General features: G+C 74.1%; 27 protein-coding genes and 1 tRNA gene. 16 read left to right on the top strand and 12 right to left on the bottom strand.

What is annotated here, in order from left to right; all coding sequences use genetic code 11:
* Positions 1-324: 324 nt before the first annotated feature.
* The 9 genes from AC3ERT_RS19290 to rpsN all read left to right on the top strand — a co-directional run bounded on the left by AC3ERT_RS19290 (position 325) and on the right by rpsN (position 7,457).
* Positions 325-1,860, top strand: coding sequence for a type III PLP-dependent enzyme domain-containing protein (locus AC3ERT_RS19290; RefSeq protein ID WP_435175631.1), 1,536 nt, complete (start codon positions 325-327; stop codon positions 1,858-1,860).
* Positions 1,857-3,200: a pyridoxal-phosphate dependent enzyme gene (locus AC3ERT_RS19295; protein WP_335978645.1), complete on the top strand. Its 1,344-nt coding sequence runs from the start codon at positions 1,857-1,859 to the stop codon at positions 3,198-3,200. The genes AC3ERT_RS19290 and AC3ERT_RS19295 overlap by 4 nt, the downstream gene beginning before the upstream one ends.
* A 5-nt stretch (positions 3,201-3,205) precedes the next feature.
* Positions 3,206-4,441: an aminotransferase class V-fold PLP-dependent enzyme gene (locus tag AC3ERT_RS19300; protein ID WP_435175633.1), complete on the top strand. Its 1,236-nt coding sequence runs from the start codon at positions 3,206-3,208 to the stop codon at positions 4,439-4,441.
* Positions 4,442-4,594: 153 nt separating this feature from the next.
* Positions 4,595-5,350 (top strand): class I SAM-dependent methyltransferase, encoded by a 756-nt coding sequence (locus tag AC3ERT_RS19305; protein ID WP_435135727.1) that lies wholly within the window; start codon positions 4,595-4,597, stop codon positions 5,348-5,350.
* A gap of 177 nt (positions 5,351-5,527) precedes the next feature.
* A complete protein-coding gene (locus AC3ERT_RS19310) occupies positions 5,528-5,830 on the top strand; it encodes a hypothetical protein (RefSeq protein ID WP_435135729.1) in 303 nt (100 codons plus the stop codon).
* Between the two features lie 100 nt (positions 5,831-5,930).
* Positions 5,931-6,236: an ArsR/SmtB family transcription factor gene (locus tag AC3ERT_RS19315; protein ID WP_335978651.1), complete on the top strand. Its 306-nt coding sequence runs from the start codon at positions 5,931-5,933 to the stop codon at positions 6,234-6,236.
* A 70-nt stretch (positions 6,237-6,306) separates the two neighbouring features.
* Positions 6,307-6,747: a Fur family transcriptional regulator gene (locus AC3ERT_RS19320; protein WP_335978653.1), complete on the top strand. Its 441-nt coding sequence runs from the start codon at positions 6,307-6,309 to the stop codon at positions 6,745-6,747.
* A 152-nt stretch (positions 6,748-6,899) separates the two neighbouring features.
* Positions 6,900-7,136 (top strand): 50S ribosomal protein L28, encoded by a 237-nt coding sequence (gene rpmB, locus AC3ERT_RS19325; protein WP_335978655.1) that lies wholly within the window; start codon positions 6,900-6,902, stop codon positions 7,134-7,136.
* 15 nt (positions 7,137-7,151) lie between these two features.
* On the top strand, positions 7,152-7,457 hold the full coding sequence (rpsN, locus tag AC3ERT_RS19330; protein ID WP_335978657.1) for a 30S ribosomal protein S14: 306 nt from the start codon (positions 7,152-7,154) through the stop codon (positions 7,455-7,457).
* Positions 7,458-7,506: 49 nt separating this feature from the next.
* On the opposite strand, the gene AC3ERT_RS19335 is transcribed toward rpsN, so the two are convergent.
* From AC3ERT_RS19335 to AC3ERT_RS19345, 3 genes are all read right to left on the bottom strand, one after another.
* Positions 7,507-7,899 carry a 6-pyruvoyl trahydropterin synthase family protein gene (locus AC3ERT_RS19335; RefSeq protein WP_335978832.1) on the bottom strand — a complete coding sequence of 131 codons (393 nt, stop codon included), beginning with the start codon at positions 7,897-7,899 and terminating at the stop codon, positions 7,507-7,509.
* 62 nt (positions 7,900-7,961) lie between these two features.
* Positions 7,962-10,640, bottom strand: a complete 2,679-nt coding sequence (locus AC3ERT_RS19340) for an AAA family ATPase (protein WP_435175635.1) — start codon at positions 10,638-10,640, stop codon at positions 7,962-7,964.
* 203 nt (positions 10,641-10,843) lie between these two features.
* Positions 10,844-11,830 carry an alpha/beta hydrolase gene (locus AC3ERT_RS19345; protein WP_435175637.1) on the bottom strand — a complete coding sequence of 329 codons (987 nt, stop codon included), beginning with the start codon at positions 11,828-11,830 and terminating at the stop codon, positions 10,844-10,846.
* 218 nt (positions 11,831-12,048) lie between these two features.
* Between AC3ERT_RS19345 and AC3ERT_RS19350 the strand changes: the two genes are divergently transcribed.
* Entirely contained in the window at positions 12,049-12,927 is an 879-nt protein-coding gene (locus AC3ERT_RS19350; protein ID WP_435135737.1) for a helix-turn-helix domain-containing protein, read from the top strand.
* Positions 12,928-13,012: 85 nt separating this feature from the next.
* On the opposite strand, the gene AC3ERT_RS19355 is transcribed toward AC3ERT_RS19350, so the two are convergent.
* Positions 13,013-13,402: a VOC family protein gene (locus AC3ERT_RS19355; protein WP_335978663.1), complete on the bottom strand. Its 390-nt coding sequence runs from the start codon at positions 13,400-13,402 to the stop codon at positions 13,013-13,015.
* 188 nt (positions 13,403-13,590) lie between these two features.
* Positions 13,591-14,217: a TetR family transcriptional regulator gene (locus AC3ERT_RS19360; RefSeq protein ID WP_435175639.1), complete on the bottom strand. Its 627-nt coding sequence runs from the start codon at positions 14,215-14,217 to the stop codon at positions 13,591-13,593.
* A 167-nt stretch (positions 14,218-14,384) separates the two neighbouring features.
* Between AC3ERT_RS19360 and AC3ERT_RS19365 the strand changes: the two genes are divergently transcribed.
* Together AC3ERT_RS19365 and AC3ERT_RS19370 are read left to right on the top strand one after the other, a co-directional pair.
* Complete coding sequence (locus AC3ERT_RS19365; RefSeq protein WP_435175641.1) at positions 14,385-15,302, top strand: SDR family oxidoreductase; 918 nt, start codon at positions 14,385-14,387, stop codon at positions 15,300-15,302.
* Positions 15,303-15,340: 38 nt separating this feature from the next.
* On the top strand, positions 15,341-15,778 hold the full coding sequence (locus AC3ERT_RS19370) for a VOC family protein (protein WP_335978669.1): 438 nt from the start codon (positions 15,341-15,343) through the stop codon (positions 15,776-15,778).
* A gap of 123 nt (positions 15,779-15,901) precedes the next feature.
* On the opposite strand, the gene AC3ERT_RS19375 is transcribed toward AC3ERT_RS19370, so the two are convergent.
* Both AC3ERT_RS19375 and AC3ERT_RS19380 read right to left on the bottom strand, forming a co-directional pair.
* Positions 15,902-15,986: transfer RNA gene (locus tag AC3ERT_RS19375), tRNA-Leu, on the bottom strand.
* A 144-nt stretch (positions 15,987-16,130) separates the two neighbouring features.
* Complete coding sequence (locus AC3ERT_RS19380) at positions 16,131-16,484, bottom strand: chorismate mutase (RefSeq protein ID WP_335978670.1); 354 nt, start codon at positions 16,482-16,484, stop codon at positions 16,131-16,133.
* 160 nt (positions 16,485-16,644) lie between these two features.
* Between AC3ERT_RS19380 and fdhD the strand changes: the two genes are divergently transcribed.
* Positions 16,645-17,508 (top strand): formate dehydrogenase accessory sulfurtransferase FdhD, encoded by an 864-nt coding sequence (gene fdhD, locus AC3ERT_RS19385; protein ID WP_435135754.1) that lies wholly within the window; start codon positions 16,645-16,647, stop codon positions 17,506-17,508.
* A 52-nt stretch (positions 17,509-17,560) separates the two neighbouring features.
* Here the strand turns inward: fdhD and AC3ERT_RS19390 are convergent, their stop codons facing one another.
* Together AC3ERT_RS19390 and AC3ERT_RS19395 are read right to left on the bottom strand one after the other, a co-directional pair.
* Entirely contained in the window at positions 17,561-18,136 is a 576-nt protein-coding gene (locus AC3ERT_RS19390; protein WP_435135756.1) for a DinB family protein, read from the bottom strand.
* Positions 18,102-19,181: a bile acid:sodium symporter family protein gene (locus AC3ERT_RS19395; protein WP_435135807.1), complete on the bottom strand. Its 1,080-nt coding sequence runs from the start codon at positions 19,179-19,181 to the stop codon at positions 18,102-18,104. The genes AC3ERT_RS19390 and AC3ERT_RS19395 overlap by 35 nt, the downstream gene beginning before the upstream one ends.
* 134 nt (positions 19,182-19,315) lie before the next feature.
* On the opposite strand from AC3ERT_RS19395, the gene AC3ERT_RS19400 reads away from it, so the two are divergent.
* On the top strand, positions 19,316-20,215 hold the full coding sequence (locus AC3ERT_RS19400) for a LysR substrate-binding domain-containing protein (RefSeq protein ID WP_435175644.1): 900 nt from the start codon (positions 19,316-19,318) through the stop codon (positions 20,213-20,215).
* A gap of 321 nt (positions 20,216-20,536) precedes the next feature.
* Complete coding sequence (locus tag AC3ERT_RS19405) at positions 20,537-22,363, top strand: AMP-dependent synthetase/ligase (RefSeq protein WP_435175646.1); 1,827 nt, start codon at positions 20,537-20,539, stop codon at positions 22,361-22,363.
* A gap of 77 nt (positions 22,364-22,440) precedes the next feature.
* On the opposite strand, the gene AC3ERT_RS19410 is transcribed toward AC3ERT_RS19405, so the two are convergent.
* Positions 22,441-23,145, bottom strand: a complete 705-nt coding sequence (locus AC3ERT_RS19410) for an SLATT domain-containing protein (protein WP_435175648.1) — start codon at positions 23,143-23,145, stop codon at positions 22,441-22,443.
* A gap of 150 nt (positions 23,146-23,295) precedes the next feature.
* Between AC3ERT_RS19410 and AC3ERT_RS19415 the strand changes: the two genes are divergently transcribed.
* Positions 23,296-24,027, top strand: coding sequence for a class I SAM-dependent methyltransferase (locus AC3ERT_RS19415; RefSeq protein ID WP_335978678.1), 732 nt, complete (start codon positions 23,296-23,298; stop codon positions 24,025-24,027).
* A 37-nt stretch (positions 24,028-24,064) separates the two neighbouring features.
* On the opposite strand, the gene AC3ERT_RS19420 is transcribed toward AC3ERT_RS19415, so the two are convergent.
* Both AC3ERT_RS19420 and AC3ERT_RS19425 read right to left on the bottom strand, forming a co-directional pair.
* On the bottom strand, positions 24,065-24,808 hold the full coding sequence (locus AC3ERT_RS19420; RefSeq protein WP_435175650.1) for a Clp protease N-terminal domain-containing protein: 744 nt from the start codon (positions 24,806-24,808) through the stop codon (positions 24,065-24,067).
* 3 nt (positions 24,809-24,811) lie between these two features.
* Positions 24,812-26,887, bottom strand: a complete 2,076-nt coding sequence (locus tag AC3ERT_RS19425) for a phage holin family protein (protein WP_435175652.1) — start codon at positions 26,885-26,887, stop codon at positions 24,812-24,814.
* Positions 26,888-26,947 lie beyond the last annotated feature (60 nt).

A 26,947-nucleotide genomic window follows, 5' to 3' on the forward strand; every position in this document is an offset into this window, starting at 1 on the left:
CCGAACCGTGACGGCCACAACCTGCGAGCGCCAGACCGGCACCACCGGATCGGCACCGCCAACACGGCGGCTGCGAACGGGAACAGGCAGGACGACATCGACAGACCGACACCACCGACACGGCAGCACCAGTCCGGAGTGATCAGCCCGGTACCGACAGACCGGCACCGACAGACCGGCCGCACCGATCCGGCAGCGCCCACCCGCAACCGACAGACCACGACCGACAGACCGCGACCAGCAGACCGCAATCGTCCGGTCGCGCCCCGACAGCTCAGCCCCGGCCCCGGCGGTCAGGGGTTCCATGGAAGGCAGGACGAGACGATGGCCGAGCCGCTGTATCTGCGGGCGCGGGTCGAGGGGGAGGCGGCGGCGCTGCTGGCGGAACCGGAGCTGGTGCACTCGCTGGTGGACGCGTTGGAGTCGCCGCTGAACGTGGTGCTCCCCGAGCAGGCGGCGGCGAACGCCGAGGAGTTCGGCGCGGTGCTCGGACGGCACCGGCTGAAGGGGCGGGTGCTGTTCGCGCACAAGGCGTCGGCGTCGAGCGCGCTGCTGCGGCGGCTGGCGGACACCGCCGCCGGGGTGGACGTGGCGTCGTTGGGTGAGCTCCAGCACGCGCTGGGCTGCGGCTTCACACCGGACCGGATCACCGCGACGGGCCCGAAGAGCCCGCAGTTCCTGTGGCTGGCCGCGCGCAGCGGGGTGACGGTCGCGGTCGACTCGGCCGAAGAACTCGACCTGCTGGCAGGGCTGTTACGCGGCCACGCCCTGCCGCGCTGCCGCACGATGCTGCGGCTGAGCGGGTTCACGGCACCGGGCGTCCGGGTCCGCTCCCGGCTCAGCCGGTTCGGCATACCGGTGGCGGCGCTGGAGGACACGCTGGACCGCGTCGTCCGGTACGGGGACGTGCTGGACCTCGTCGGTGTCGCCTACCACCTGGACACCACGAGCCTGACGGAGAAAGCGACCGCGCTGGAAGGGTGCCTCCGGGCGCTGACGGCGTGCCGTGACCGCGAACTGTCCCCCGGCATCGTGGACATCGGGGGCGGGTTCGGGATCAGCTACCTCGCCCACCGCGAGGACTGGGACACGTACACCAGCGCGCTGTCCGCCGCGGCGCTCGGCACCCGACCCGCCCTCGCCTGGGGCGGCCACGGCTACGGGCTGCGCAACGACAAGGGCACCCTGCGCGGGTCGCTCGCGCTGTACCCGTCCTGGCGGCCGGCCGCGGGCGCGCACTACCTCGACGAGCTGCTGTCGGCGCCGTCGTCCGCGCAGCTGGGCGGCCGCCCACTGGCCGCGCTGGCGCTGGAGCACCTCTACGACGTGCACGCCGAGCCCGGCCGGGCGCTGCTCGACCAGTGCGGGCTGACCCTGGCGACGGTGCAGGAGGTCAGACGGCCGCCGGACGGGGGCGCGGACCTGTGGGTGCGGCTGGCCGCCAAGGCCGACGACATCGCCCTGGAGGAGCATGGGGTGCTGCTCGACCCGGTGCTGCTCCCCCGCCCCGGCACCAGCGAAGCGGCGGACCCGGGACCGTACGGCACGGGACCGTACGGCGCGGATTCGTACGGCGCGGGCTCGTACGGCCGGGGGCCCGTGGCGGTGCACCTGTTCGGGCACCTGTGCCTGGAGACCGACCTGATCACCCGCCGCCTGGTCCATCTGCCGCGGGCGCCGCGGCCCGGTGACGTGCTGGCGTTCGCGAACACCGCCGCGTACTGCATGGACTTCCACGCCGGGCGGTCCCAACGCCACCCGGCCGCCCGCAAGGTCGCCCTGTGGCGGTCGGGCGGGAGCTGGAAGTGGTGCCTGGACGAGGCGTACTGGCCGACAGTTCACAAGGGAGAGCCGCAGTGAGGTACGACCGCATCACCGACGCCATCGGCAACACACCGCTGGTGCGCATCGATCCGGCGGTGCACGGCCTACGCCACATCGACCTGTTCGCCAAGCTGGAGATGCTCAACCCGTTCGGCTCGGTCAAGGACCGCGCCGCCTGGCACATGGCGCGGGCCGGCCTGCCGGACGCGCAGGCCGACGGCAGCCGGATCGTCGAGCTGTCCAGCGGCAACACCGCCAAGGCGCTGGCGGTCATCGCGGGCATGCACGGCCTGACGTTCAAGAGCGTCACCAACCGGATGCGCATACCGGAGACCAAGGAACTGCTCCTGCTGCTCGGCGCGGAGATCGAGGAGCTGCCCGGGCAGAGCGAGTGCCTGGACCCCACCGACACCGAGGACCCGCTCACCCTCTTCCACCAGGCGCTGGCGGACTCGCCGACCCCACTGCTCCACACCGACCAGTACTTCAACCCCCGCAACAGCGAAGCCCACTTCGAGGGCACCGGCCCGGAGATCGTCGCCGACCTCGACGGCCGCGCGCCGGACTACTTCATCGCGTGCGTGGGCACGGCCGGCTCCTCCACCGGGGTGGCGAGCGCGCTGCGCGCCCACCGCCCGGACGTCGAGGTGGTCGGCCTGGTCGCGGCGAAGTCCGACTTCATCCCCGGCATCCGCACCCGCGACGAGGTGCACGAGGTCGGCCTGTTCGACCCGGCCACCTACGACACGCTCGCCGCGGTGGACTCCGGGGAGGCGATCGACGGCATGGTCACCCTGATCCGGCGCTGCGGGCTGCTCGCCGGGCCGACCGGCGGCGCCGCCTTCCACGGCGCGCTGCGGCACCTGCGCGCGGCCGACGAGTCGCTCGCGCGCAGCGGGCAGCCGCCCGCCGAGCGGAAGACCGCGGTGTTCATCGTCTGCGACCGGGTCGAGGGCTACCTCAGCTACATCCGGCAGCGGCGGCCGGACCTGCTCGGCGACACCGCCCGCACCCCGAACACGGTCGCCGGGCTGACCGCGGCCGAGGTCGCCGCGGCCCCGGCGGTGACCGTGGCCGAGGCGCGCGCCTGGATCGAGGAGGCGGACCCACTGGTCGTGGATCTGCGCAGCACCTACGCGTACACGGCCCTGCACATGGCCGGCGCGGTCAACATCACCGACGAGATCCTCGGTGAACTCCTGCGCGCGGGTGTGCCGTTCGCCCGCAGCCGGCCGGTGCTGCTGGCCTGCCCGGTCGGCGAGCAGTCCGCGCGGTACGCCGCGCTGCTCACCCGGATGGGGCACCCCGACACCCGCAGCCTCACCGGGGGCATCGTCGCCTGGCGCGACGCCGGCGCACCCCTGACCCGGGACTGACGCCGATGACGACACCCGAGAACCCGGAAGCCGCCGAGTCCCCCGAGTCCCCCGACGACGTGCTGCGCGAACTGGCGTCCTGGCACGAGGAGGTGCGCGCCCAGTTTCCGATCCTGCGGGCCGAACCCGGCCTGGCCTACCTCGACAGCGCCGCCACCTCGCAGAAGCCGCAGGCGGTCCTGGACGCGGTCCAGGGCTACTTGACGACGTCGAACGCCAACTCCGGCCGCGGGTCGTACCCGTGGGCGAACCGCACCACCGCGCTGGTGGCGCAGGCCCGCCGGCAGGTCGCCCAGTCGCTCGGCGACCCCGACCCGGACCGTTCGCAGGTCGTGCTGACCAGCGGCGCGACCGAGGCGCTGCGCCTGGTGGCCCGGGACTGGCTGGCCGCCCAACTCGCCGACGGCGACGAGGTGATCGTGCCCTTCGCCGACCACCAGGCGAACATCTCCCCCTGGCAGGAGGTACGGGACCTGCTCGCACGCCAGGGCGTACGCGTGGTGCTGCGGCCGATGCCGTACCAGCGCGGGTCGGGCGACTACGACCACGTGGCGCTGGCCGAACAGGTCGGTGCGCGCACCCGGTTCGTCGCGGCCACCCATGTGCACCACGTCTACGGCAACGACATGAACGTCCACCGGGTCCGCGCCGCCGTCGGCCCGCACGTCCCGATCTGCCTCGACGCGTCGCAGAGCGTCGGCCACCAGCCGATCCGGCTGGACGCCCTGGACGTCGACTTCGTGGCGTTCTCCGGCCACAAGGCGCTGGCGCTGCCCGGCACCGGCGCGCTGTGGGCACGGCAGGCGCGCGGCCCCGAGCTGCGCCCGGGCGGGTGGTCCGGCACCCCGAACACGGTGGGCGCGGTCTCGCTGTCCGCGGCGCTGGACTGGCTGCGGGACGCCGACACCGCGCGCGTCCACCGCTGGACCCGCGCCCTGACCGCGCGGCTGACCGACGAGCTGAGCCGGCTCGGCTCGTACCAGGTGCTGGGCTGCCGGACCAGCCTGGCCGCCGACTCCACCGTCCAGCGCCGCCAGAGCCTGGTCAGCTTCCGGCACCGGGCGATCCCCTCCGGCGACCTGGGGTTCGTCCTGTTCGACCGCGGGCTGATGGTGCGCAGCGACCAGCACTGCCAGGGCGGGTCCGGCGAGAAGACCGGCTCGGTCCGGGTCAGCACGCACGCCTACACCTCGGTCGAGGAGATCGACCGGCTGGTGGAGGCGCTGCGCGCGTTGGATTGAAGGGGCGCGCACCGGACCGGAGAGCGACCATCGGGCGGAACCGCCGCCGACGCGCCGCACTCCCATTGGAATGAAAACTGTTTTCAACTATAGGCTGGCAGGAAGACGGGGACACGGAACGGCGGCAGACGGCTCAGGCGGGCGGCGAGGACGATGGACACGGTGCGGGCACGGGAGTACGCGGAGCGCTGGGAGGCCCAGCAGCAGCGCTACGCCATCGCGCGCGAGGAGCGCGCCGGCGTCATCGCCGACGTGGTCGAGCACGTCACGGCCGGGCGGGAGCGCCCGCTCGTGGTCGATCTGGGCTGCGGGCCGGGCACCTTGACCGCCCGGCTCGCGGCCCGGCTGCCCGGCGTGGACTTCGTCGGCGTGGACCGCGACCCGGTCGTCCTGGGCCTGGCCCGGCAGTGCCACGGCGCGGCGGTCCGCTTCGTGGAGGCGGCGATCGGGGCGGAGCGGTGGACCGCCGACCTGGGCCTGGACCGGCCGGTCGACGCCGTGGTCTCCACCACCACGCTGCACTGCCTGCCGGAGCCGCTCCTGCGCCGCGCCTACCGGCAGCTCGGCGCGCTCCTGCGGCCGGGCGGGGCGCTGGTCAACGGCGACCACTTCGCCCCCGAGCCCACCGGGCCGCGCGAGATCAGCGCCCGCGTCGGGCGGCTGCGGGCCGAGCGGCAGCGGGCGTTCGACCACGAGGACTGGGACCAGTGGTGGCGCGCGGTCTCGGACGACCCGGCGTTCAGCGAGCTCGTCGCCGAGCGGCACCGCCGCGCCGGGTCGGTGCCGAGCACCAAGGACAGCGACCTGCCGCTCTCCCACCATGTGCGGCTGCTGCGGGCGGCGGGGTTCGGCCAGGCCGGCTCCGTCTGGCAGTTCGGCAGCAGCCACGTGCTGGTGGCGGTGCGCTGACCCGCGCCTCACCCGTACGGGCACCGGGCCGTCGTCCCTACGGCGCGGCAGGCCCTCTCCGTCGGCGCGGCACGCCCGCAACCTCGATACATGCAGAGATTGCCATATGTTAATGTCGCTATAGAGGCGTGAGCGCGCCTCCGTCGCACCACGACGCACCTTGATGGGAGTGGCAGCATGACCACCTCGACCGAGCACCGGCCGCACACCGACCACCAACACGTCCACGGCGCCGAGTGCGGGCATGTCGCGGTGCCGCACGGCGACCACACGGACTACGTGCACGACGGCCACCTGCACCGCACCCATGACGACCACGCCGACGAGTGCACGATCGCGCGGCACAGCGAGCACCAGGGCCACGCCCATGAGCACGGCCCCGGCTGCGGACATGTCGCGGTCCCGCACGAGGGCCACACGGACTACGTACACGACGGGCACCGGCACGCGGCCCACGAGGGCCACTGGGACGACCACTGAGCCCGCAGCCCCCCGCACCACCGGCTCCCTGTGGCCGGTTTCCCGATCCACCGCCCCCAGGCCCTATATGAGACCGATTCTCATATGTTAGGTTCTGCATATGACGGCTCCCGCGCATCCGGACGACCGGACCCTCGCCCTGCGAGCGGCCAGCGAGCTGCTGCGCGCACTGGCGTCCCCGGTACGGATGGGCATCGTGCGCGAGCTGTCCACCGGCGGCAAGCGGGTCCATGAGCTCGTCGCGGCACTCGGGGTCAACCAGCCCCTGGTCTCGCAGCACCTCAGGGTGCTGCGCACCTCGCGCATCGTGACGACCCACCGCGAGGCCCGCGAGGTCGAGTACACCCTCGTCGACGAACACGTCGCGCACATCGTGCTCGACGCGATCCGGCATGTCGAGGAGTGACCGCCCGGCCGCACCGCAGGCCGCCGCCGAGCACAGCGCACGCACCGCACCACCGACGGAGGGAAGATCCGTGAGCACCGCCGGGCAGTCCGTCCGCAGCCGTTCCACCCGGCAGCGCACCGCGGTGTCCGCCGCTCTGGACGAGGTCGACGAGTTCCGCAGCGCGCAGGACCTGCACAACATCCTGAAGCTGCGCGGGGAGTCGGTGGGGCTGACCACCGTCTACCGCACGCTCCAGTCGCTCGCCGAGGCGGGCGAGGTCGACGTCCTGCGCACCGGCGACGGCGAGTCCGTCTACCGACGCTGTTCGGAGGGCGGCCACCACCACCATCTGGTCTGCCGCTCCTGCGGCAAGGCGGTCGAGGTGGAGGGCCCGGCGGTGGAGCGGTGGGCCGAATCGACCGCCTCGGCGCACGGGTTCGTGGACATCGTGCACACCATGGAGATCTTCGGCACGTGCGCCGCGTGTGCGGCCGAGGGCCCGAAGGGGATCGCACCGCAGGGGCGCTGACGAGCAGGAGCGGCCGAGGCCGGAGCGCGTCCCGTCACGACGGGGCGGCGCCGGCCTCGCGCATGCCGGCACCCGGAGTGCATTTGGAAATGAAAACGCTTTTCCTTAAGCTGGTGGCCGTCCGACTCGCCCACCCACGGAAAGGCAGCCCCATGTCGGCCCACTGCCAGCTGACCGGCCGCAAACCCGGCTTCGGCAACACCGTCTCGCACTCCCACCGACGCACCGCGCGCCGCTTCGACCCCAACATCCAGACCAAGCGCTACTGGCTGCCCGGCGAGAACCGCCATGTGCGGCTGACGCTGAGCGCCAAGGGCATCAAGACCGTCGACCGCATCGGCATCGAGAAGGCCGTCCGGCTCGTCCGCGCACGCGGCCACCAGGTCTGAGGGGACACCAGCGCCATGGCCAAGAAGAGCAAGATCGCCAAGAACGACAAGCGCCGTGCCGTCGTGGCCCGTTACGCCGAGCGCCGCGCCGAACTGAGGCGCGTCATCGCCTCGCCCGCCACCTCCGCCGACGACCGCGCGGCCGCCCAGCGCGAGCTGCGCCGCCAGCCCCGCGACGCCAGCGCCACCCGCGTCCGCAACCGCGACGCGGTCGACGGCCGCCCCCGCGGCTACCTGCGCGCCTTCGGCCTGTCCCGCGTGGCCCTGCGCGCCCACGCGCACGCCGGCCACCTCCCCGGGGTCCGCAAGGCCAGCTGGTAGCAGCCGTCCCTCCGACCGCGCGCCGCCCGGCGCGGCACCCGGCCGCGGGTCAGTCGGTCCGCCGCCGCGACGGGCGGAACTCGGCCCAGGTCTTGACGGTCTCGGAAACCCGGACCGCCACCAGCTCGGGCAGGCGCGCGGTCCACCCGCCGAAGATCCACATGGCGAGGTTCTCGGCGGAGGACGGGAGTTCGCCGAGCACGTCGTTGAGGTGGCGGTGGTCGAGCGTGTCGTCCAGCCACTTCTTGAACCCGTCCAGGTCGCGGTAGTCGCGGACGAAACCGCTGTCCGTCAGCTGGTCGGTGCGCGCGGACAGCTCCAGGACCACCACGTAGTTGTGGCCGTGCATCCGCGCGCACTGGTGCCAGCCGGGCAGCCCCGTCAGCACATGGCTGGCCGAGAAGTGGAACTCCTTGGTGATGGTGAGGACAGCGCTGTCCATGTCCCACGCGGGCAGTTGCCCCGCCCGCGTGCGAGCCTCCTCCGCGGGACCCGGGTTCCCCGTCATGCCGCGCCCCCGCCCTCGCCGAGGATCACCCGGTTCAACCGCTCCGCGCCGAACGACTCACGCATCGCCGGATCGGTGATCAGCGCCCGTTTGCGCGCGACCTCTTCGCGGGCTCGATCCAGCAGGCCGTCCGCCTGTGCGGCCCGGCCGCCGCGCCGCATGGCGACGCCGGCGTGGTAGAGGACCTCCTCCGTGCGCAGGGCGGGCATGGGCCCGACCTCGTCCAGGATGCGCAGTGCTTCCTCGGCTTCGGCCACCGCCGCCACGGTGTCCCCCTTTCGCAGGAAGGTCCGGCTGCGCAGCGAGTGCGCCGCGATCGTGCTCCTGATCATCCCACTGTGCGCCGTCTCACGGATCGTGTCGACGGCAAGCCGGTCGGCCTGCTCCAGGAGTTCCGCCCGCTGCCGCGCGACGCGCAGCAGCACGTCCGCGTAGAGGTTCCGGACGATCGGCACCAGGTTCGCCAGCCAGGTCCGCTCGGTCTCGGCCCACGCGTCGGCGGCGAGCGCGAGGGTCTCCTCCGCGCGCTGCGGGTCGTGGGAGTACAGCTGGGCGAGCAGCGCCGTGTTGTAGGCGTGCCAGCCGCTGTCACCGCCGCGCCGGACCTCGAAGTCGAGTGCCTCGCGCAGGACGTCGGCGGCCGGCTGCTCCTGCCCGAGGCCGGTGAGGACCTGGGCGAGGTAGTTCAGGGCGATCGGCAGCTCCGCCTTGAGGGTCTCGCCCCGCAGCCGGTCGACGCAGCGCCGCAGCCGGGTCACCGCCTCGGTCAGCCGGCCGCTGTCGAAGAGCGAGATGCCCAACTGCATCTCGGCGAGGTTGCGCGCGTGCTGGAGCACCGGATCGCCGCTGCCGCCCAGCCGGGGGTCGGCGGCGTACATCCGCTCCGCTTCCTCCAACTGTGCGAGGCCCTCCTCGAGCCGCCGCTTGGAGACCTGGCGCCCGTACTCCACCCGGGCGACGAACAGCGCCACCGGGTCGCCATGCTCCTCCGCGAGCTCCACCGCGCGGCGCAGCTTCTCCAACCCCGGGACCAGCCCCCGCGTGGCCAGTTGGGTCTTCCCGCGCATCAGGGTGGTACGGATCATGAGGTCGCGGTCGCCGCACCGGGCGGCCGCTTCCTCCGCCTCCGCGGCGAGGCCGTCGATGTCCGGCACTCCGGCGTCCCGGTGCTGGCCGCGCCAGCGCACTTCCGACAGCGAGAGCAGCAGTTCGACGGCCAGCACGAGGCGGCGGTCGCGCCCCGGCACCGTCGGCGGCAACTCCCGGGCCGTACGGATGGCCTCCTCGCAGTGCTGTTCGGCCTCGGAGAACGACAGGCCGTCCACCGCCGCGTCCCGGGCCAGCCCGTAGTAGGCGTCCGAACAGGCGGCCAGGCACTGGCTGCCGCCCCGCTTGAGGTGGCGGGCGATCTCCAGCCGCCGCCCCAGCAGCGGCTCCCCCTGGGCCTGCGCCGCGAGTGCCGCGGCGATGCGCTCATGGCGGGACCTGCGCTGCTCGGGGGTCTGCCGCTGGTAGACCACGCTCCACAACGCCTGGTAGGTGAAGGCGTAGCAGTCGCTGACGTCCGCGCGCGCCCAGGCCGGCAGGGGGTGCTGCACCAGCAGTTCGGTGTTCTCCCTGATCTTCCGCAACTGCTCCATCACCCGGTCGTGCGACTGCTCCAGGACGGACGCCGCGGTCCGGGACAGGAAGACGCTGCCCTCGGTGGCGCCGACGGTCAGCAGTTCCTGGTCGGCTTCGGTGAGGTGGGCGAGCCGGGCCTCGACGACCCGGGTCAGGGTGCTGGGGATCGTGACCTCCGCGCCCTGCTCCTCCTTCCACGCGTCCAGGCACAGCTTGACGAACACCGAGTGCCCCGCGGTCACCTGGCTCAGCCGGGTGGACAGCTCCGGCGGCGCCGTCGGGTGGACGCTCACCACCAGTTCGCGGACGGCCTCCGCCGGCAGGCCCGGCAGCACCCGGCGGTCCACCAGCCCGTCCAGCTGCCAGCGGTAGAGCAGCTCCTCGACAGCGGCACCCGAACCGGAGGCCGGGCCGCTGCCCGTGGTGTGGCTGAGCAGCAGGCCGAACCCGGCCGACCGGGCCCGGCGCAGCAGGTAGTCCAGGACCAGCAGACTGCTGTGGTCGATGTGCTCCATGTCGTCGACGATCACCACCGCCGGCCCGTCCTCGCCCATCAGCCGCACGAGCTCGTCCACGATCCGCATGGCGGCGCCCTGCTGGAAGGGCACCAGGCTGTCGAACGGGATGGACCCGGACGACACCGAGGCGCGGGTGAGGTCGCGGCCCACCGCGAAGGCCTCGCCGAGACCGGGCACCAGCATCGACAGCAGCGCCGGGCCGTAGTCGAGGACCTGCTGACCGGCCTGCTTGAGCGCCCGCTTCAGCCGCCGGCGCCCGCCCGCGGACTCCCGCGCGAACAGCGTGAGCAGTTCGGTCACCGGCCCGTAGGTCAGCCCGGGGCCGATGCCGGGGTGGCACCGCACCGAGTAGACCCGGTTCAGCCCGCTGGCCGTGAGCTGCTGCTGGTACTCCGCCAGGAGCGCCGACTTCCCGATGCCCGGCGGGCCGCCGACCAGCATGGCCCAGCCGGCCCGGTCCCGGCGCTGCCCGGTGGCGAGCGCGTGCAGCTCCGCCATCGTCTCCGTACGGTCGACGAACAAGCCCGGCGCCACCAAGTCCCTGCTCCCCCTTCATCGGATGAAGTCCCCACATGCTGTCACGGGAAGCCACCCGAGGGACGGCTGTTGGCCGCAGTCGGTGCGTTGCAGTGCGTTGCCGCGGTGCGCAGCGGTCCGGGCCGCCCCGGGAGCGCCCCGCGCCAGACCCCGCGGCGCCCGGCGGCGCCCCGCCGCATCCCTCGGCACCCCGCGGACCCTCAGCGGGCGGCGGCGAGGTGGGCCGTGTAGAACGCGGCGAGCTTCTCGACGGCCGGGTCGACGTACTGCTTGCGGTCGTAGAGGTCCACGTGGCCGGCGCCCTCGATCCAGTGCAGTTCCTTCGGGCCGGTGGCGCGCTGGTGGACGTCGACGGCCATCCAGGAGGTGACCGCGCGGCTGCCGACGACCTGGAGCAGCGGGCGCGGGCCGATCAGGGGCACCGCCTGGAAGGCGTCGAAGGCGGCCATCTTGTCGATGCTCGGCCAGGCCAGGGTCCGCGCGGAGCGCTCGTGGCGGCCCCGGTCGGTGCAGTAGTAGTCGAAGCCCTCGGCCGCGTGCTCGCCACCGACGGCGGCGGCCTGCTCGGCGGTCTCGGGGAAGACCGGCAGGGCGCCCGGGTCCTCACCGCGGGCGGCGGCGGTACGGGCCTGGCCTGCGGCGTCCAGCATGCCCTGGAAGGCGGCCGGGTCCTGGGTGCCGTCGGCACCGAGCCGGAACTGCCGGGCGATGTCGACACCCGAGACGGTCGCGACCGCCTTGACGCGGTGGTCGCCCCCGGCCGCGGTGAGGGTGTAGCCGCCGGAGGCGCAGATGCCCAGCAGGCCGATGCGGTCGGGGTCGACCTCCTCACGGGTGGTGAGGAAGGACACGGCGGCCTTGAAGTCCTCCACCCGCTGGGCCGGGTCCTCCAGGCCGCGCGGCAGGCCCGCGGACTCGCCCTGGTAGGCGGCGTCGAAGGCGAGGGTGACGAAGCCGCGCTCGGCCATGCGCTGGGCGTACGTCCCGGCGGTCTGCTCCTTGACGCCCGCGCCGGGGTGGCCGACGACGAGTGCCGGACGCCGGCCCGCGACGGAGGACGTACCGGAGGCGGGGGAAGCGGCTCCGGAGGCGGTGTCGGAGGCGGCGCCGGGTGCGGTGTCGGGGGTGAAGAGGTGGGCGGCGATGCGGATGCCGGCGCTGTCGAAGCTGACGTTGGTCCTGGCCATGGTGCTCTCCTCGCAGGGGTGACGCTGACGGTGCTGACGCGTGCCCTGGAGGCGGGGCGAGGGGCGGGGGCGGTGGGCCGGGGCCCGTGCCCCGCCGGGCACATCTCCACATTCGACCGGTCGGCGCGGGTGCGGGAGAGACAGGTTCCTGCCCGGGAAAGAACGTGCCCCCCTTCGGCGTTTGCCCCGGCCACCGTCGCGTGCGGAGACTGGGGACCATGACCTCGGACTCCGACTCCCGGGCGCTCGGCGCCTTCCTCAAGGCCCGCCGGGCGCAGCTGACCCCGCGGGAGTGCGGCCTGCCGGAGACCGACGCGGCCCGCCGGGTGGCCGGGCTGCGCCGCGAGGAGGTGGCCCAGCTCGCCGCCATCAGCGTCGACTACTACACGCGGCTGGAGCAGGGCCGGGTCCGGGCGTCCGTCCCGGTGCTCACCACCCTGGCCCGCGCGCTGCGCCTCGACGACGACCAGCAGCGGTACCTCTACGAGATCGCCGGCCGCACCGACGCCCGCCCGCGCCGCCGCCGCACCGCCCAGCGCCTGCGCCCGCCCATGCGGCGCCTGCTCGATCAGCTCACCGAGAGCCCCGCGCTGGTCCTCGGCAAGCGGCTCGACGTCCTGGCGTGGAACCCCGCGGCCGTGGCCCTCTACACGGACTTCGCGGACCTGCCGGCCCACCGCCGCAACTACCTGCGGCTGGTCTTCACCCACCCCGGGGTACGCGCCCTGCACCGGAACTGGGCCCATGACGCCCGCGAGGCCGTCGCCGCCCTGCGGATGGAGGCCGCCGCCGACCCCGACGACCCGGACCTTGCCCAGCTCGTCGGCGAACTGTCCCTCCAGGACCCGGACTTCCTCACCTGGTGGGCCGAACACCGCGTCAACAGCGCCAGTTACGGCACCAAGCACTACCACCACCCTCTCGTCGGCGACCTCACCCTCGACTGCGACACCTGGGCCAGCCCGGACGGCTCCGGCCAGCGGCTGATGATCCTCACCGCCGAACCGGACTCCCCCTCGCACGACGCCCTGCGCATCCTCACCTCCTGGACCGCCCAGCGGCCGGCGGCCGACCGCTCGGACGACCCGAAGGCATGACGCGATGAGGACCCGGAGCAGCCCGCAGCCGTAGCCGCGGCGACCCCGGCGCCCGCCACGACCTCGCCCCGGCGCCCGGGCCGCCTCACCCGGCCGGGCGGCCACCGGCCCGCTCCCACTGCGCGTCGTCCCACTCGACGTACTCGATCTGGGCCCCGCCCGGCAGCCGGGCCGTCAGATTCCTTCCGGTGGGGACCTCCTGCGGGCCCCGTATGACCCGCGCCCCCACCTGATCGAGCAGCGCCAGGCACGCGTCGAGGTCGTCCACGATGAGTGTCGCCGACGTCTCCCGGTAGGGGGCCAGGGTCTGCTCCTCCCCCGCCACCACCAGCACCCGGCCGACAGCGGCCAGCTCCAGCCCGTTCGGCAGCGCGAACCGGCCGGTGACCGGCTCCCCGGTCATCTCGCCGAGCGGCACCGCCACCGCGTCCAGGTCGCTGCCATACACCCGCGCATACGTACGAAAGATCCTCATGCCGGTATCAAGCCCCGGCGCCCCACCGCTGTTCCCACCCCCCGCGATGTTCACCCTCCCGAGCGAACGGGCCACAGGTCACGGCCACGGCAGCCGCCCGCCCCGGCCCGTACCGCCGTCCGAACAGGGCCCTCCTGGGCTCTCCGCACAGCAAGGTGAGCAGCCGTCAGCCGAGGCCGAGGACGTGCTCAGCGCCCCTGCGCCGCCAGCGACCGCAGGTCCTCGAAGGCCCGCAGCAGGTGTCGGTCGAGCCCCTGCGCGGAGCCGCCCGCTGCCGGGCCGCCCGCAGCCGAACCGCCCTCGGCCAGGTCGACCGGGGCGGAGTCGTCGATCCACGCCTGGGCGGCGTGGTGGAAGGCGGCCCAGCCGGTCCGCGCGGCCAGGTCGGCCTTCCGGTCGGGGACGCCGCGCCCGCGCAGCGCCTCGGCAAGGGCTTCGGACACCGCCGCGCCCTTGGCCAGGTCGCGTTCGCGCAGCGCCGGGGTCTCGGCGATGAGCGCGAGCCGCGGCTCGGCGAACGGCCGGTTGTCCTCCAGTATCCGCGCGGCCTTGCGGAAGGCCCGCAGCAGTACGGCGAGCGGCGGCAGGTCCGCGGGGGCGGCGGCGACCTCGCGGGTGAGCGCGGCCCGCAGGTCGGCCTCGCCGTCGAAGAGGACCTCCCGCTTGTCGGGGAAGTGCCGGAAGAAGGTCCGCTCGTTCACCCCCGCGCGCGCGGCGATCTCGGCGGTGGTGGTCCGGTCGAACCCGCGCTCCCGGTACAGCTCCAGGGCCGCCTGCTGGAGGCGGCGGCGCGCTTCTGCTCCGCTACGTGGCACCTCTCGAACGTACCCCATGTGCCAGTCACTGGCACTACTTGACGCCAGTGAATGGCGTTACTTAGAGTCAGTGACTGGCGCTACGGGCCGGGGCTCCCCTTCCGCCCGGCCGTCGCACCGCGGCGGACCCACCCGTCGCCCCACCCCGACCTACCGAAAGGCGCCCCATGCGCATCTTCGTCACCGGCGGCACCGGCCAGACCGGTCCCGCCGTCGTCGCCGAACTCGTCGCAGCCGGCCACGACGTCACCGGCCTGGCCCGCTCGGACGCGGGCGCGGCCACCCTGGAAGCGCTGGGCGCGGCGGTGCACCGCGGCTCGCTCGACGACCACGACAGCCTGCGCCGGGGCGCGGAGGCCGCCGACGGCGTGCTGCACATGGCCTACGGGGGCGACTTCTCCGACCTGGACGACATGAAGCGGCGCGACCGGACGGCGATCGAGGCGCTCGGCGGGCCGCTGGAGCACACCGGCAAGCCGCTCGTCGTCACCTCGGGCACGTTCGTCATGCCCGAGGGCCGCGAGACCACCGAACGGGACGCCCCCGACGCCTCCGGGATCGCCGCCTTCCGCATCGCGGGCGAGCGGGCCTGCCTGGACTTCGCCGACCGCGGGGTCCGCGCGAGCGTGGTCCGCCTGGCACCCACCGTCCACGGGCCGCGCGACCACGGCTTCGTCCCCATGCTCATCGCCACCGCCCGCGCGACCGGCTGCTCCGCGTACGTCGGCGACGGCGCCAACCGCTGGCCCGCCGTCCACCGCCGCGACGCGGCCGTCCTCTTCCGGCTGGCCCTGGAGGGCGCCCCCGCGGGCAGCGTGCTGCACGGCGTGGCCGAGACCGGGGTGCCCCTGCGGCACATCGCGCAGGCCATCGCCGACGAACTGGCCGTCCCCACCCGCTCCCTCACCCCGGACCAGGCCTCAGGCCACTACGCCTCCCCGTTCATGGCACGCCTCTACGCCCACGACTCCCCCGTATCCAGCGCCCGCACCCAGGAGTTGCTGCGCTGGACCCCCACCCACCCGACCCTCCTCGACGACCTCGCCCACGGCGACTACTTCACCCCGGCGGGCCAGGCCGTCTGACGCATCCCGCCCGGCCGCCGGGGCCTAGCATGCGAGGCATGCCCATCAGACTCGAGAACGTCGGCATCGCCGTCCGGGACCTCGAAGCCGCGATCGCCTTCTTCACCGACCTCGGCCTCACCGTCCTCGGCCGGGACACGGTCAGCGGCGAGTGGACCGACACCGCGGTCGGCCTCGACGGCAACCACGCCAGGATCGCCATGCTCCAGACGCCCGACGGCCACGGCCGACTCGAACTCTTCGAGTACCTCCACCCCGAGGCGATCGAGACGCAGCCCACGCGCCCGAACGAGATCGGCATGCACCGCGTCGCCTTCTCCGTCGACAACCTCGACGAGGCCCTCGCGACCGCGGCGCGACACGGCTGCCACCCCCTGCGCGGCGTGGCCACCTACGAGGACATCTACAAACTCACCTACGTCCGCGGCCCCAGCGGCATCATCGTGATGCTCGCCGAAGCCCTGCGAAAGCCCTGACCGAGGCCGCACCGAGCGCGGACCGAGCACCGGCCGAACCCCGATCGCGCCCAGATCGGGCGCTGCCGGTCCGCGCCGGCCGCCGAAAACAGAAAAACCCCTGATCAACAGGGGTTTTCGCGGTGTCCGAGGGGGGACTTGAACCCCCACGCCCGATAAAGGGCACTAGCACCTCAAGCTAGCGCGTCTGCCATTCCGCCACCCGGACCGGTGGAGCCGCCGGGACCGGTGGGTCTCGGTGACGACTCCACGATACCAAGGATTCGGGGTGCTCCTCACCTGGGATTCCGGTGGGCGCAGGGGGTGCGGCGCCCGGCCGCGGGGGCCGCGGGGAGGGACGGTGCGGGGCGGGTCACGCCTCCGCGGAGCCGTCCTGGCGGGCGGCGATCGCCCGGTGGTGGCGGACGACCTCGTCGATGATGAAGTTGAGGAACTTCTCGGCGAAGGCCGGGTCGAGGCGGGCGTCGGCCGCCAGTCGCCGCAGTCGGGCGATCTGGTCGGCCTCGCGTGCGGGGTCGGCGGCCGGCAGGTCGTGCGCGGCCTTCAACTCCCCTACTTCCTGCGTGCACTTGAAGCGCTCGGCGAGCAGGTGGACGAGGGCCGCGTCGAGGTTGTCGATGCTGCCGCGCAGGGTGCGCAGCTTCGCCAGGGCCTGTTCGTTTCCGCCCAGGGTGTGTTCTGCGGCCGGCGTCGGCTGGTCTGTCATGCGGTCTGCCATCCTGGGAAGTCCGTGGTGGTCCGATTTCTGCCTGGCACACCCTATGGCAAGGTGCGCGGGCGGGGCGGCCCGACGGGACAACCGCGACAACCGGCCGACGGCGGGCAGCACCGGCCGGAACCGACGAGACCACCAGGACGGGTACGGCATGGGACGCGTCACCGAGCGGCGGCGGATACTGCGGATCAGGGACGGCGCGGCCGGGCACCGCGCGGACACGCTGGTGGCCGAGGAGCCGCTGGAGATCCGGCTGAACGGCCGCCCGCTGGCGATCACCATGCGCACCCCGGGCGACGACTTCGCGCTCGCGGTCGGCTTCCTGGTCAGCGAAGGGGTGCTGGCCCGGGCGGAGGACGTGGCCAGCGTGGTGTACTGCGCGGGCGCCACCGCCGACGGCGGCAACACGTACAACGTGGTGGACGTGGCTCTCGCCCCCGGCGTGCCGCTCCCGGACATCGCCCTGGAGCGGAACGTGTACACCTCGTCCTCCTGCGGCCTGTGCGGCAAGGCGAGCCTGGACGCGGTGCGCACCGCGAGCCGTATGCCGCCGCTCGATCCGGGACTGCCGCGCCTGACACCCGAGTTGCTGAGCGCGCTGCCGGAGCGGCTGCGGGCGGCGCAGAGCGTGTTCGACCGTACGGGGGGCCTGCACGCGGCGGCGCTGTTCGACGGCGACGGGGAGCTGCTGGACGTACGCGAGGACGTCGGGCGGCACAACGCGGTGGACAAGCTGGTCGGACGGGCGCTGCGGGAGGGGCTACTGCCGCTGGCCGGGCGGGTGCTGATGGTGTCGGGGCGGGCCTCGTTCGAGCTGGTGCAGAAGGCGGTGATGGCCGGTATCCCGGTGCTGGCGGCGGTCTCCGCGCCGTCCTCGCTCGCGGTGGACCTGGCCGCGGAGTCGGGGCTGACCCTGGTCGGCTTCCTGCGCGGCAGTTCGATGAACGTCTACGCCGGCGAGGAGCGCTTCGCCCCGGCGGCCGAGCCCGCGCCCGCCGCGCCCGTACGGGACTGACGCCCGCCGGAGCGCTGCGGGTAGGCGGCCGGTCGGTACGCGGCCGCCCGGGTCAGCGCCCCACCGACCCGTCGTACAGCTCCCGCAGGATGTCCGCGTGGCCGGCGTGCCGGCCGGTCTCCTCGACCATGTGCACCAGCACCCACCGCATCGACGGCGCGGGCGTCTCCCGCAGCGAGCGCGCCCCCGGCCACGCCAGGTCCGTGCAGCCCCGCACCACCGCGTCGGCCCGGCGCGCCGCCTCCCGGTACGCCGCCGCGGCCGCCTCGACGGTGTCGCCGTCGGGGGCGGCCAGTTCGTCGTCCCACGGCTCGGCGCCGCCCTCGCCGGCGTACGCCCACACGAACCAGTTCAGCTCGACGGCGGCCAGGTGCCGCAGCATGCCGGTCAGGCTGGTGCCCGACGGCACCGCGGGTGTCCGCGCCACGTCGTCGGGGACGCCCTCGGCCTTGCGGATCAACGACTCGCGCAGGTAGCCCAGGAAGGTCAGCAGGGTGGTCCGCTCGTCGGTCTCGGCCTCCGGCGGACGCAGGTCACCGCCCCAGCCGCTGCCGTCACCGCCGCCCCCGTCACCGCTCCCGTCGCCTCCCCGGTCAGCCCTGTCCGCCGCCGCCCGCTGCGGCGACACCCCCGGTTTGGAACCGTTCGTCCGCCGGGCCGTCCCCCACGCCTTCTCCTGAGTCACCGGGCAACCGTAGCCCGGCCTCCTCCTGCCCCGCCTCGTCCTGCCCGGCCTCCGCATCGCGCGCCCACCGCTTCGCGATCACCGCGCAGACCATCAGCTGCATCTGGTGGAAGAGCATCAGCGGCAGCACCGCCAGGCCCGCGCCCGAGCCGAACAGCACCGTGGCCATGGGCAGCCCGGAGGCCAGGCTCTTCTTGGACCCGGCGAACACCACGGTGATCCGGTCCGCCCGGCCGAACCCGAGCGCGCGGGCGCCGTAGGAGGTGGCCGTCAGCATCAGTGCGAGCAGCGCGGCCTCGGCGGCCAGGAGTTCCAGCAGCCGCGGCACCGCCACCTGGTGCCAGATGCCCTCCGCCATGCCCTCGCTGAAGGCGGTGTAGACCACGAGCAGGATCGAGCCGCGGTCGACGTAGCCGAGCGCCTTGCGGTGGCGGGCGAGCAGCGGCGCGGTCCAGCGGCGCAGCAGCTGTCCGGCGAGGAAGGGCGCGAGGAGTTGGAGCGCGATACCGGTCACGGCGTGCCCGCTGACGCCCGCGTCGCCCCCGATCAGCAGCGCGGCCAGCAGCGGGGTGAGCACGATCCCGGCGAGGCTGGAGAAGGAGCCGGCGCAGATCGCGGCGGCCACGTTGCCGCGGGCGATCGAGGTGAAGGCGATCGAGGACTGGATGGTGGAGGGCAGCACGCACAGGAAGAGGAAGCCGGGGTAGAGCTCGGGCGCGAGGACGTGGGGCACCAGGCCGCGCGCGGCCAGCCCGAGCAGCGGGAAGACGGCGAAGGTGGCGGCGAGCACCGCCAGGTGCAGCCGCCAGTGCCGCAGTCCGGCCATCGCCTCGCCGGTGGACAGCCGGCTGCCGTAGAGGAAGAACAGCAGGCCCACGGCGGCGTCGGAGGCGCCGCTCGCGACATGCGCCCCGCTGCCGGTGGCGGGCAGCAGCGCGGCGAGCAGCACGGTGGCCAGCAGCGCGGCGACGTACGGGTCGACGGGCAGGCGCCGCAGGAGCACGGCAGCGGGGTTCTTGCGGCGGGACGGGTTCCCGGTGGGGCTGGGCACGCCTCCACCCTGCCCGCCACCAGCGACATCGGCAAGCCAACTCACCCCACTGACTGTCATCACGTATCGCGATGACCGCCGCTAGGATGGGCGGCGTGTTCGAACCGGTGCAGCTACGCACGTTCCTGGCCGTCGCCCAGACCCTGAGCTTCACGCAGGCCGCCAGGCGCCTGGAGCTGCGGCAGTCCACGGTCAGCCAGCATGTGCGGCGGCTGGAGGAGGCCGCGGGCTGCCGGCTGTTCCTGCGGGACACCCACGGCGTGGAGCTGACCGAGGACGGCGAGGCCATGCTCGGCTTCGCCCGCACGATCCTGGCCGCCAACGAGCGGGCGGCCGGCTTCTTCGCGGGCACCCGGCTGCGCGGGCGGCTGCGGTTCGGCGTCTCCGAGGACTTCGTGCTCACCCGGCTGCCGGAGATCCTGGCCGCCTTCCGGCAGGAACACCCCGAGGTGGACCTGGAGTTGACCGTCGAGCTGTCGGGCATCCTGCACCGGATGCTGGACGCGGGGCAGTTGGACCTGTGCCTGGCCAAGCGGTCGGGGCCGGACGGCCCGGGGCAACTGGTCTACCAGGACACGCTGGTGTGGATCGGCAGCGAGCGGCTGCGGCTGGACCCGCGGCGTCCGGTGCCGCTGATCGTCTTCCCCGCTCCCGGGATCACCCGGGCCCGCGCGCTGGAGGTGCTGGAGCGGCAGGGCCGGACCTGGCGGGTGGTCTGCACCAGCGCGTCGCTCAGCGGCCTGGTCGCGGCCGCCCGCGCGGGGTTGGGCGTGATGGCGCACGCCCGCTCGCTCGTACCGGCCGGGCTGGTGCGGCTGCCGCCGCGCGCCGCGGGGCTGCCGGAACTGGGCGGCGTGGACTTCGTCCTGCTGCACGGCGCGCCCCGCGGCGCGGCGCAGGAGGCGGCCGCCGCGCTGTCGCGGGCGCTCCTCGCCGCCGGGGACACCCTGCACCGGCCGCTGGAGGCGTGAGCGCGGCAGGCGTGAGCGCGGCAGCCGGGGGCACGGGAGGGGCGGGCACCCGCCAGTGACGCGAAAGCGCTGACCAGGGCGCACGTCCGCGCAATCGGGGTGGAGTGGGCGTGCTCGACCAGGGCAGGTTTGGTGGAGATCCGTGTTCCGCGCCGCCCACGGGTCGGTCCCGACGACCGGGCGCCTACCCTGCTACGACCGGTAACCAGTGGTGGGAACGCATGGATGAGTGACCGAGCGGGTACTGTCCGGCCCCTCCCGCGGGTGACAGGGATCAGGTAGCTTACGGGCTCGCAGAAGGGCCCCATAGGAGAACCACAGTTGCGTCAGTTCACTGTCCCCCCACTGGTCACGACGCCGCAGGCGGGAGGGCTGGCCGATGCCGTCTACGGCAACGGCCGGGACCACCCCGGCCAGGTGGTGCTCGGGCGTGCGGACGGGCAGGGCGGCTGGCGCGACGTGACGGCCGCGGAGTTCCGCGACGAGGTGCTGGCGGTGGCCAAGGGCCTGCTCGCCGAGGGCATCCGGTTCGGCGACCGCGTCGCGATCATGTCCAGGACCCGCTATGAGTGGACGCTCTTCGACTTCGCGCTGTGGTCGATCGGCGCGCAGCCGGTCCCGGTGTACCCGACCTCCTCCTCCGAGCAGGTGCGGTGGATGCTGCACGACTCGGAGGCGGTCGCCGCGGTCGTGGAGCACGGCGACCACGCGATGACGATCGGCGCGGCCGTCGACGAACTGCCCCGGCTGACCCGGCTGTGGCAGCTGGACGCCGACTGCGTCGCGGAACTGAGCGCGGCCGGGAGCCATCTGGCCGACGACGTGGTGGAGCGGCACCGGCTCGCGGTGACGCCGGACGCGGTCGCCACGATCATCTACACCTCGGGCACGGTCGGCCGCCCCAAGGGCTGTGTGATCACGCACGCCAACTTCATGGCCGAGACCGACAACGTGGTGGCCCGCTGGGAGCCGGTGTTCCGCAGCCGGCCGGGCGAGGAGCCGTCCACGCTGCTGTTCCTGCCGCTGGCGCACGTCTTCGGGCGGATGGTGGAGGTGGGCTGCATCCGCGCCCGGGTGAAGCTCGGCCACCAGCCGAGCATGTCCGCCGCCGACCTGCTGCCGGATCTGGCCGCCTTCCGGCCGACGTTCGTGCTGGCGGTGCCGTACGTCTTCGAGAAGGTCTTCCAGGGCGCGCGCCGCAGCGCCGAGGCGAGCGGGCGGCTCGGGCCGTTCGAGAAGGCCGTCGACATCGCGGTGCGGTACGCCGAGGCGCAGGAGGCCAGGGCGTTCGGCACCGGACCGGGTCCGAGCGCGGGCCTGCGCATGCAGCACCAGCTCTACGACAAGCTGGTCTACAGCAAGGTCCGCGGCGCGCTGGGCGGCCGGGTGCGGCACGGCATCTCGGGCGGTTCGGCGATGGAGCGGCGGCTCGGCCTGTTCTTCGCGGGCGCCGGGGTGACCATCTACGAGGGCTACGGCCTGACCGAGACCACCGCCGCGGCCACCGCGAACCCCCCGGAGCAGACCCGGTTCGGCACGGTGGGGCTGCCGGTGCCGGGCACCACCGTGCTGATCGCCGAGGACGGCGAGATCTGGCTCGGCGGCGGGCAGGTCTTCGCCGGCTACCTCAACGACGAGAAGACCACCGCCGAGGTGCTGCGGGACGGCTGGCTGGCCACCGGCGACATCGGCTCCCTCGACGAGGACGGCTATCTGACCATCACCGGGCGGAAGAAGGAGGTCCTGGTCACCAGCGGCGGCAAGACGGTCTCGCCGACCCCGCTGGAGGACCGGGTGCGCGCCCACCCGCTGGTCGGCCAGTGCGTGGCGGTCGGCAACAACCGCCCCTACGTCGCCGCGCTGGTGACGCTCGACCCCGACGCGGTCAGGCACTGGCTCCAGATGTGCGGCAAGCCGCAGCTGCCGATCACCCAGCTGCTGCACGACCCCGAGCTGGAGACGGAGATCCGGCGGGCCGTGGTCGCCGCCAACACCCTTGTCTCCCAGGCCGAGTCGATCCGCACCTTCCGCATCCTGGGCGCGCAGTTCTCCGAGGAGCGCGGCACCCTGACGCCGTCGATGAAGCTGAAGCGGCGCGTGATCGAGACGGTGTACGCGGCGGAGATCGACGCGCTGTACCGGGCCTGAGGGACGCGGCGGCAGCCGTCGACCAGCCTGCCGCGCACGGTGGTCGGCGGTCGGGCGGTATACGGTCGGCGCGGCGGTCAGGCGCCCGGCGCGCGCTGCGGCCCGGGCAGCCCGGCCTGCTCGTGGAGTTGCCGGGTCGCCGCGCCGAACTCGGCCTGCCAGGTGGCCGTCTCGCGTTCGACCTGCCCGCGCACGGCTGCCGCGAGCCGTCCGATCAGGGCCAACTGCCGCTCCACCTCGGCGGGTTCGAGCGGCACGTCGGGCTGGGCCTGGCCGGCGGGCCCGGCCCGCAGCACGTCGGCGGCCCACTCCAACTGGACCGCGCTCAGTTCGAAGCGCAGCGTGTGCGCGGCCTCGATGTCCCGCATCCAGGCCGCGGACAGCCCGAAGAAGTGGTCGAAGCCCTTGCAGCCGGCCGCGGCCGCGAGCAGGACGTATCCCCAGCCCTGGCCGGCCGAGCCGGTGGCGGCGGCGCCCAGCGGCAGCGCGGTCCCGGCGACCGCGAGGAGGATCGCCAGCCCCTGGAGCAGCCGTGACGCGGTGCGCTTGGCCCGCTTGTCCCGCAGATACCAGTCGATGGCGTCCTCGGCGCCGCGCTCGGCCCATCCGCGCAGGTCGGCGAGGGCCTGCCGCTGGGCGGCCGGGGTGCCGGCGGCCACCGCCGGGAAGGGCCGCCGCGCCAGGTCCGGGCGGCCCCGCCCGCGCGCCCGCGCCGCCGCTCCGCCGGCCGTACCCGTATCCGTATCCGTATCCGTATCCCGGTCCCCGTCCCTGTCCGCCACGGCGCCTGTTTCCCCCTTCCGCCGCACCCCCGTGCGGACCCGGCCGTGAGGGTACGGCACACCCGCCTGTTGCACAGCACCCGCAGGTGTAACCGGACCGCAAGACGCGGGGTGGAGCGCCGTTCATCCGGCGCCCGTACATTCGTCGTCATGCTGGACTACGACGTGGAGGCGGCGTGCTACGACGCCGCCCGCGGGGGTGTTCCGCGCGCGGGCTCCGCGGCGCGGGCGGTGCTCGCCCTGGTCCCGGAACGGGCCCGCACCCTGCTGGACGTGGGCTGCGGCACCGGACTGGTGACCGAGCGGCTGCTGCGGCCGGGACTTCGGGTGCTCGGCGTGGACCTTTCGTCGGGGATGACCCGGCTGGCGTCCGAACGGCTGTGCGGCGGGCTGGTGTTGGCCGACTGCCGCAGGCTGCCGTTCGCCGACGGGAGCCTGGACGCGGTGAGCGCGGTGTGGCTGCTGCACCTGCTGCCGGACGCGGCCGCGGTGGTCGCGGAGTGCGCGCGGGTGCTGCGGCCGGGCGGGATGTTCGTGGCCTCGGTGGACCATGACGCCGGGTACGACATGGGCAGCGACGTCAGCGAACTCCTCGCGCCCTTCCGGCCCGCGCGCGCCCATGACGCGACGCTGCGGGTGCTGACGGTGGGCGCCGAGCACGGCCTGCGCCGGGCTGGCGAGGCCCGCTTCACCGGGCACGGCCAGGGGATGTCGCCGGCGTGGGCGGCCGGGAAGGTGGCGCGCGGCGACTTCGCGCCGGCCGGCGCCCTGGACGCGGAGCAGTCCGGGGCGCTGGCCCGGCGCCTGTCGCTGCTGCCGGACCCCGACGTGCCGCGCGCCGATCCGGTCTACCGGCTGCTGGCGCTGCGCAAGGAGGCGTGAGCCGGCCGGCCCGGCGGCAGCCGCCGGCGGCTGACGTTCACTGCTCGGTGTGACGGGCCTCGACGTACGCGGCCAACGTGGCGACCACCCACTGCTCGACCGCCTCGTGGGTGATCCCGAGCGTGGTCAACGCCTGGGCGGCGGGCTGCTGTTCGTCGCTGAGCACGCCGAGCAGGATGTGCTCGGTGCCGATGTAGTTGTGGCCGAGCCGCAGTGCCTCGCGCAGCACCAGTTGCAGGACGCGCTTGGTGGCCGCGCTCACCGGGACGTGGCCCATGATCGGCTGTTCCTCGGTCCCCGGGGTGGCGACCGCGGCGCGGACCTCCGCCACGGTGGTGCCGAGCGCGACGAGCGCGCGCACCGCGAGGGTGTCGGCCTGGTCGAGCAGCCCGAGCACCAGGTGCTCGGGTTCGACCAGGGAGTGCCGGGCCTCGCGCGCCTCCTGCTCGGCCGACGCCACCGACGTGCGGGCGCGGGGGGTGAAGCGGGAGAAGGCCGCCTCGCCGTCCATGAGCCCGAGGTCCTCCGGGGCCTTGGGCACGAACCGCTTCTGCGCGGCCTGCTTGCTGACCCCCATGTGCCGGCCGATGTCGGTCCACGACGCGCCGGCCCGCCGGGCCTGGTCCACGAAGTGGCCGATCAGGTGGTCCGCGACGTCGCCGAGGTGTCCGGCGACACCCACGGCGTGCTCCAGGTTCTGGAGCGGGTCGTCGCCGGGGTTCTGCTGCTTGACGTAGTCGATGAGGTCGTCGAGTCGTACGGTCTGCTGCTGTTCCGTCATGCGTCAACTATAGGTTGACGCCTCCTCATCGTCAACCATCAGTTGACGATCACACCGCGGGTCCGGTCCTGACGGCCGGTCCGGCGCGGTGAGCCAGCCGTGGAAGAGCTGGTGCAGGGCCTGTGCGCCGACCAACGGCGCCGTCGGCAGCGGCAGTTCCACCGGGTGCAGCAGGAAGGGGTGGGTCTGCGGCCCGCCGAGGCCGCCGTGCGAACCGGCCTGCTCCTCGAAGGCGTGCACGGTGCCGGCCGCCTGGTCGCAGGCGGAGTTGACCATCAGGTCGGCGGTGTGCGGAAAGCCGTCCGTGCGCAGCACCGCCGCGGCCGCGCCCGGGCCGAACGGCGCCAGCGGGTCGGCGCCGGTCACCCGCCCGGTGGCCAGGTCGTGCGCGCCGCCCCGGCCGAGCACCACCGGGCCCCGTACGGCACTGCGCACCAGTACGAACCCGATCCCGGGGTGCGCGGTGAGCGTCGGCAGCAGGTCCGGGCAGCGCCGCTCCAGCTCCTCCAGCGTCGCCCGCCCGGCGATGTCGGGGAACGCCACCAGCCCCAGGTTCCCCGAGGCGAGCACCACCGGATCGGACGGCGGCCCCTCGCACTCCGCCTCCTCCGCCCGCCGGCCCCGCTCCGGGCGCCGCAGCGCGGTGCGCGCCGCCGTCCGCGCCTCGGCACCGCCGCGGCGCCGCTCGGTCCGCCGGCCGCTCCTGCCGTGCGCCGGCAGCCCGCAGCCGGTCCGCACCAGCTCGCGCAGCCCCGTACCGTAGGCGCCCTCGAAGGTCTCGCCCGCGCTCTGGCCGTGGTCGGACAGCAGCACGATCCGGTACGGGCGCGGGGCGTAGCGGGCCGAGTCGGCGATCAGCCGCACCGAACGGTCCAGCCGGGCCAGCACCTTGCGGGCGTCGCGGCTGCGCGGACCGGAGTGGTGGGCCACCTCGTCGTAGGCGACCAGGTCGGCGTAGACCGCGGTGCGCCCGGCGAGCATGTCGCCGACGACGGCCGCCACCGCCACGTCCCGCTCGACGACCGTGGCGAAGGCGCGCAGCAGCGGGTACAGGCCGCCGCGCTTGATCCGCGGGCGGTCGCGCCGCAGCCGGGCCGCGGTGGACTCGCCTATCTCGCGGCCCACCTCGGCCGCGAACGACCAGGCGGTGCGCACCGCGTTGGCCGGGTCGGAGAAGTAGGCGAAGTAACCCGACCGGGACCGGGTGAACTTCGCGCGCTGAGCCGCCACCGACATCACCAGCGCGGACTGCTCGGCGCCGCCGGTGAACAGGTTGCCGCGGCTGGCCCCGTCGTCGGCGAGCAGCCCGCCGCAGCCGGTGCGCCGCACCGCCCGCCGCTCCAGCTCCGCCGCGCTGGAGGGCCGGTTGCAGACCATGACCTGCCCGGTCTCCTTCTCGTACCAGCGGAAGGCGGGCACGTCGTGGTTGCTGCCGTGCAGGATCGCCAGCTGGCTGGCGCCGGTCTGGCTGCTCCAGTCCGTGCGCCAGCCGACGAGGTGGTGGGTGCGGTCCAGCCAGGAGGCGACGGTGGGCATCGCGGGCGGGCGGGCGGTGAGCGCGTCGCGCAGCACGTCGTGGCCGACACCGTCGAGTTGGAGGAAGACCGTGCCGGGCGTGGTCGGCAGCGGCGGGTCGCCGACGTGCCGCCGCCTGCGCCCGGCCAGCCGGGCCAGCCGGCGGCCGTAGGCGGCGTCGTCGCGCACGGCCAGCGCCGTACTCGTCGCCGAGGACGCCGCAGACATCACGGCGGCGATCACCACCGCGGTGGCCGGGGTGACCTCGCTGCGGCCGTGCGGGGTCAGGCTCAAAGCGACCAGCAGCAGCGAGCCGTTGAGGAAGAACACCAGCGCGCCCAGCACCAGCGCGGGCACCAGCAGCAGCGCGCGGACCAGCAGCGGCCACACCAGCGCGCTCAGCACGCCGAACGCGCCGGCCCCCAGCCCCGCGGTGACCGCGACCTGGGTGGGGCTGTCGCCACCGGGCGCCTCCAGCGTGAAGTCCGGCAGCACCGCGGCGAGTACGGCGAGCGTCGCCGAGGCGACCACCCACACCGCGAGCACACGGCCGACGGTCCGCACGGCGCTGCGCCTCGCGGCCCGTCTCCGACTCTCTCCCGGCTGAGGCACCCGACCAGACTG

The organism is Actinacidiphila sp. bgisy145 (assembly GCF_057708125.1).

Bases quoted from the DNA above. Each gene is read 5' to 3' on its own strand.
- AC3ERT_RS19290 (WP_435175631.1), top strand. From the start codon at position 325: ATGGCCGAGCCGCTGTATCTGCGGGCGCGGGTCGAGGGGGAGGCGGCG.
- AC3ERT_RS19300 (WP_435175633.1), top strand. From the start codon at position 3,206: ATGACGACACCCGAGAACCCGGAAGCCGCCGAGTCCCCCGAGTCCCCC.
- AC3ERT_RS19305 (WP_435135727.1), top strand. From the start codon at position 4,595: ATGGACACGGTGCGGGCACGGGAGTACGCGGAGCGCTGGGAGGCCCAG.
- AC3ERT_RS19310 (WP_435135729.1), top strand. From the start codon at position 5,528: ATGACCACCTCGACCGAGCACCGGCCGCACACCGACCACCAACACGTC.
- AC3ERT_RS19315 (WP_335978651.1), top strand. From the start codon at position 5,931: ATGACGGCTCCCGCGCATCCGGACGACCGGACCCTCGCCCTGCGAGCG.
- rpmB (WP_335978655.1), top strand. From the start codon at position 6,900: ATGTCGGCCCACTGCCAGCTGACCGGCCGCAAACCCGGCTTCGGCAAC.
- rpsN (WP_335978657.1), top strand. From the start codon at position 7,152: ATGGCCAAGAAGAGCAAGATCGCCAAGAACGACAAGCGCCGTGCCGTC.
- AC3ERT_RS19335 (WP_335978832.1), bottom strand. From the start codon at position 7,899: ATGGACAGCGCTGTCCTCACCATCACCAAGGAGTTCCACTTCTCGGCC.
- AC3ERT_RS19345 (WP_435175637.1), bottom strand. From the start codon at position 11,830: ATGGCCAGGACCAACGTCAGCTTCGACAGCGCCGGCATCCGCATCGCC.
- AC3ERT_RS19350 (WP_435135737.1), top strand. From the start codon at position 12,049: ATGACCTCGGACTCCGACTCCCGGGCGCTCGGCGCCTTCCTCAAGGCC.
- AC3ERT_RS19355 (WP_335978663.1), bottom strand. From the start codon at position 13,402: ATGAGGATCTTTCGTACGTATGCGCGGGTGTATGGCAGCGACCTGGAC.
- AC3ERT_RS19365 (WP_435175641.1), top strand. From the start codon at position 14,385: ATGCGCATCTTCGTCACCGGCGGCACCGGCCAGACCGGTCCCGCCGTC.
- AC3ERT_RS19370 (WP_335978669.1), top strand. From the start codon at position 15,341: ATGCCCATCAGACTCGAGAACGTCGGCATCGCCGTCCGGGACCTCGAA.
- AC3ERT_RS19380 (WP_335978670.1), bottom strand. From the start codon at position 16,484: ATGACAGACCAGCCGACGCCGGCCGCAGAACACACCCTGGGCGGAAAC.
- fdhD (WP_435135754.1), top strand. From the start codon at position 16,645: ATGGGACGCGTCACCGAGCGGCGGCGGATACTGCGGATCAGGGACGGC.
- AC3ERT_RS19400 (WP_435175644.1), top strand. From the start codon at position 19,316: ATGACCGCCGCTAGGATGGGCGGCGTGTTCGAACCGGTGCAGCTACGC.
- AC3ERT_RS19415 (WP_335978678.1), top strand. From the start codon at position 23,296: ATGCTGGACTACGACGTGGAGGCGGCGTGCTACGACGCCGCCCGCGGG.
- AC3ERT_RS19420 (WP_435175650.1), bottom strand. From the start codon at position 24,808: ATGACGGAACAGCAGCAGACCGTACGACTCGACGACCTCATCGACTAC.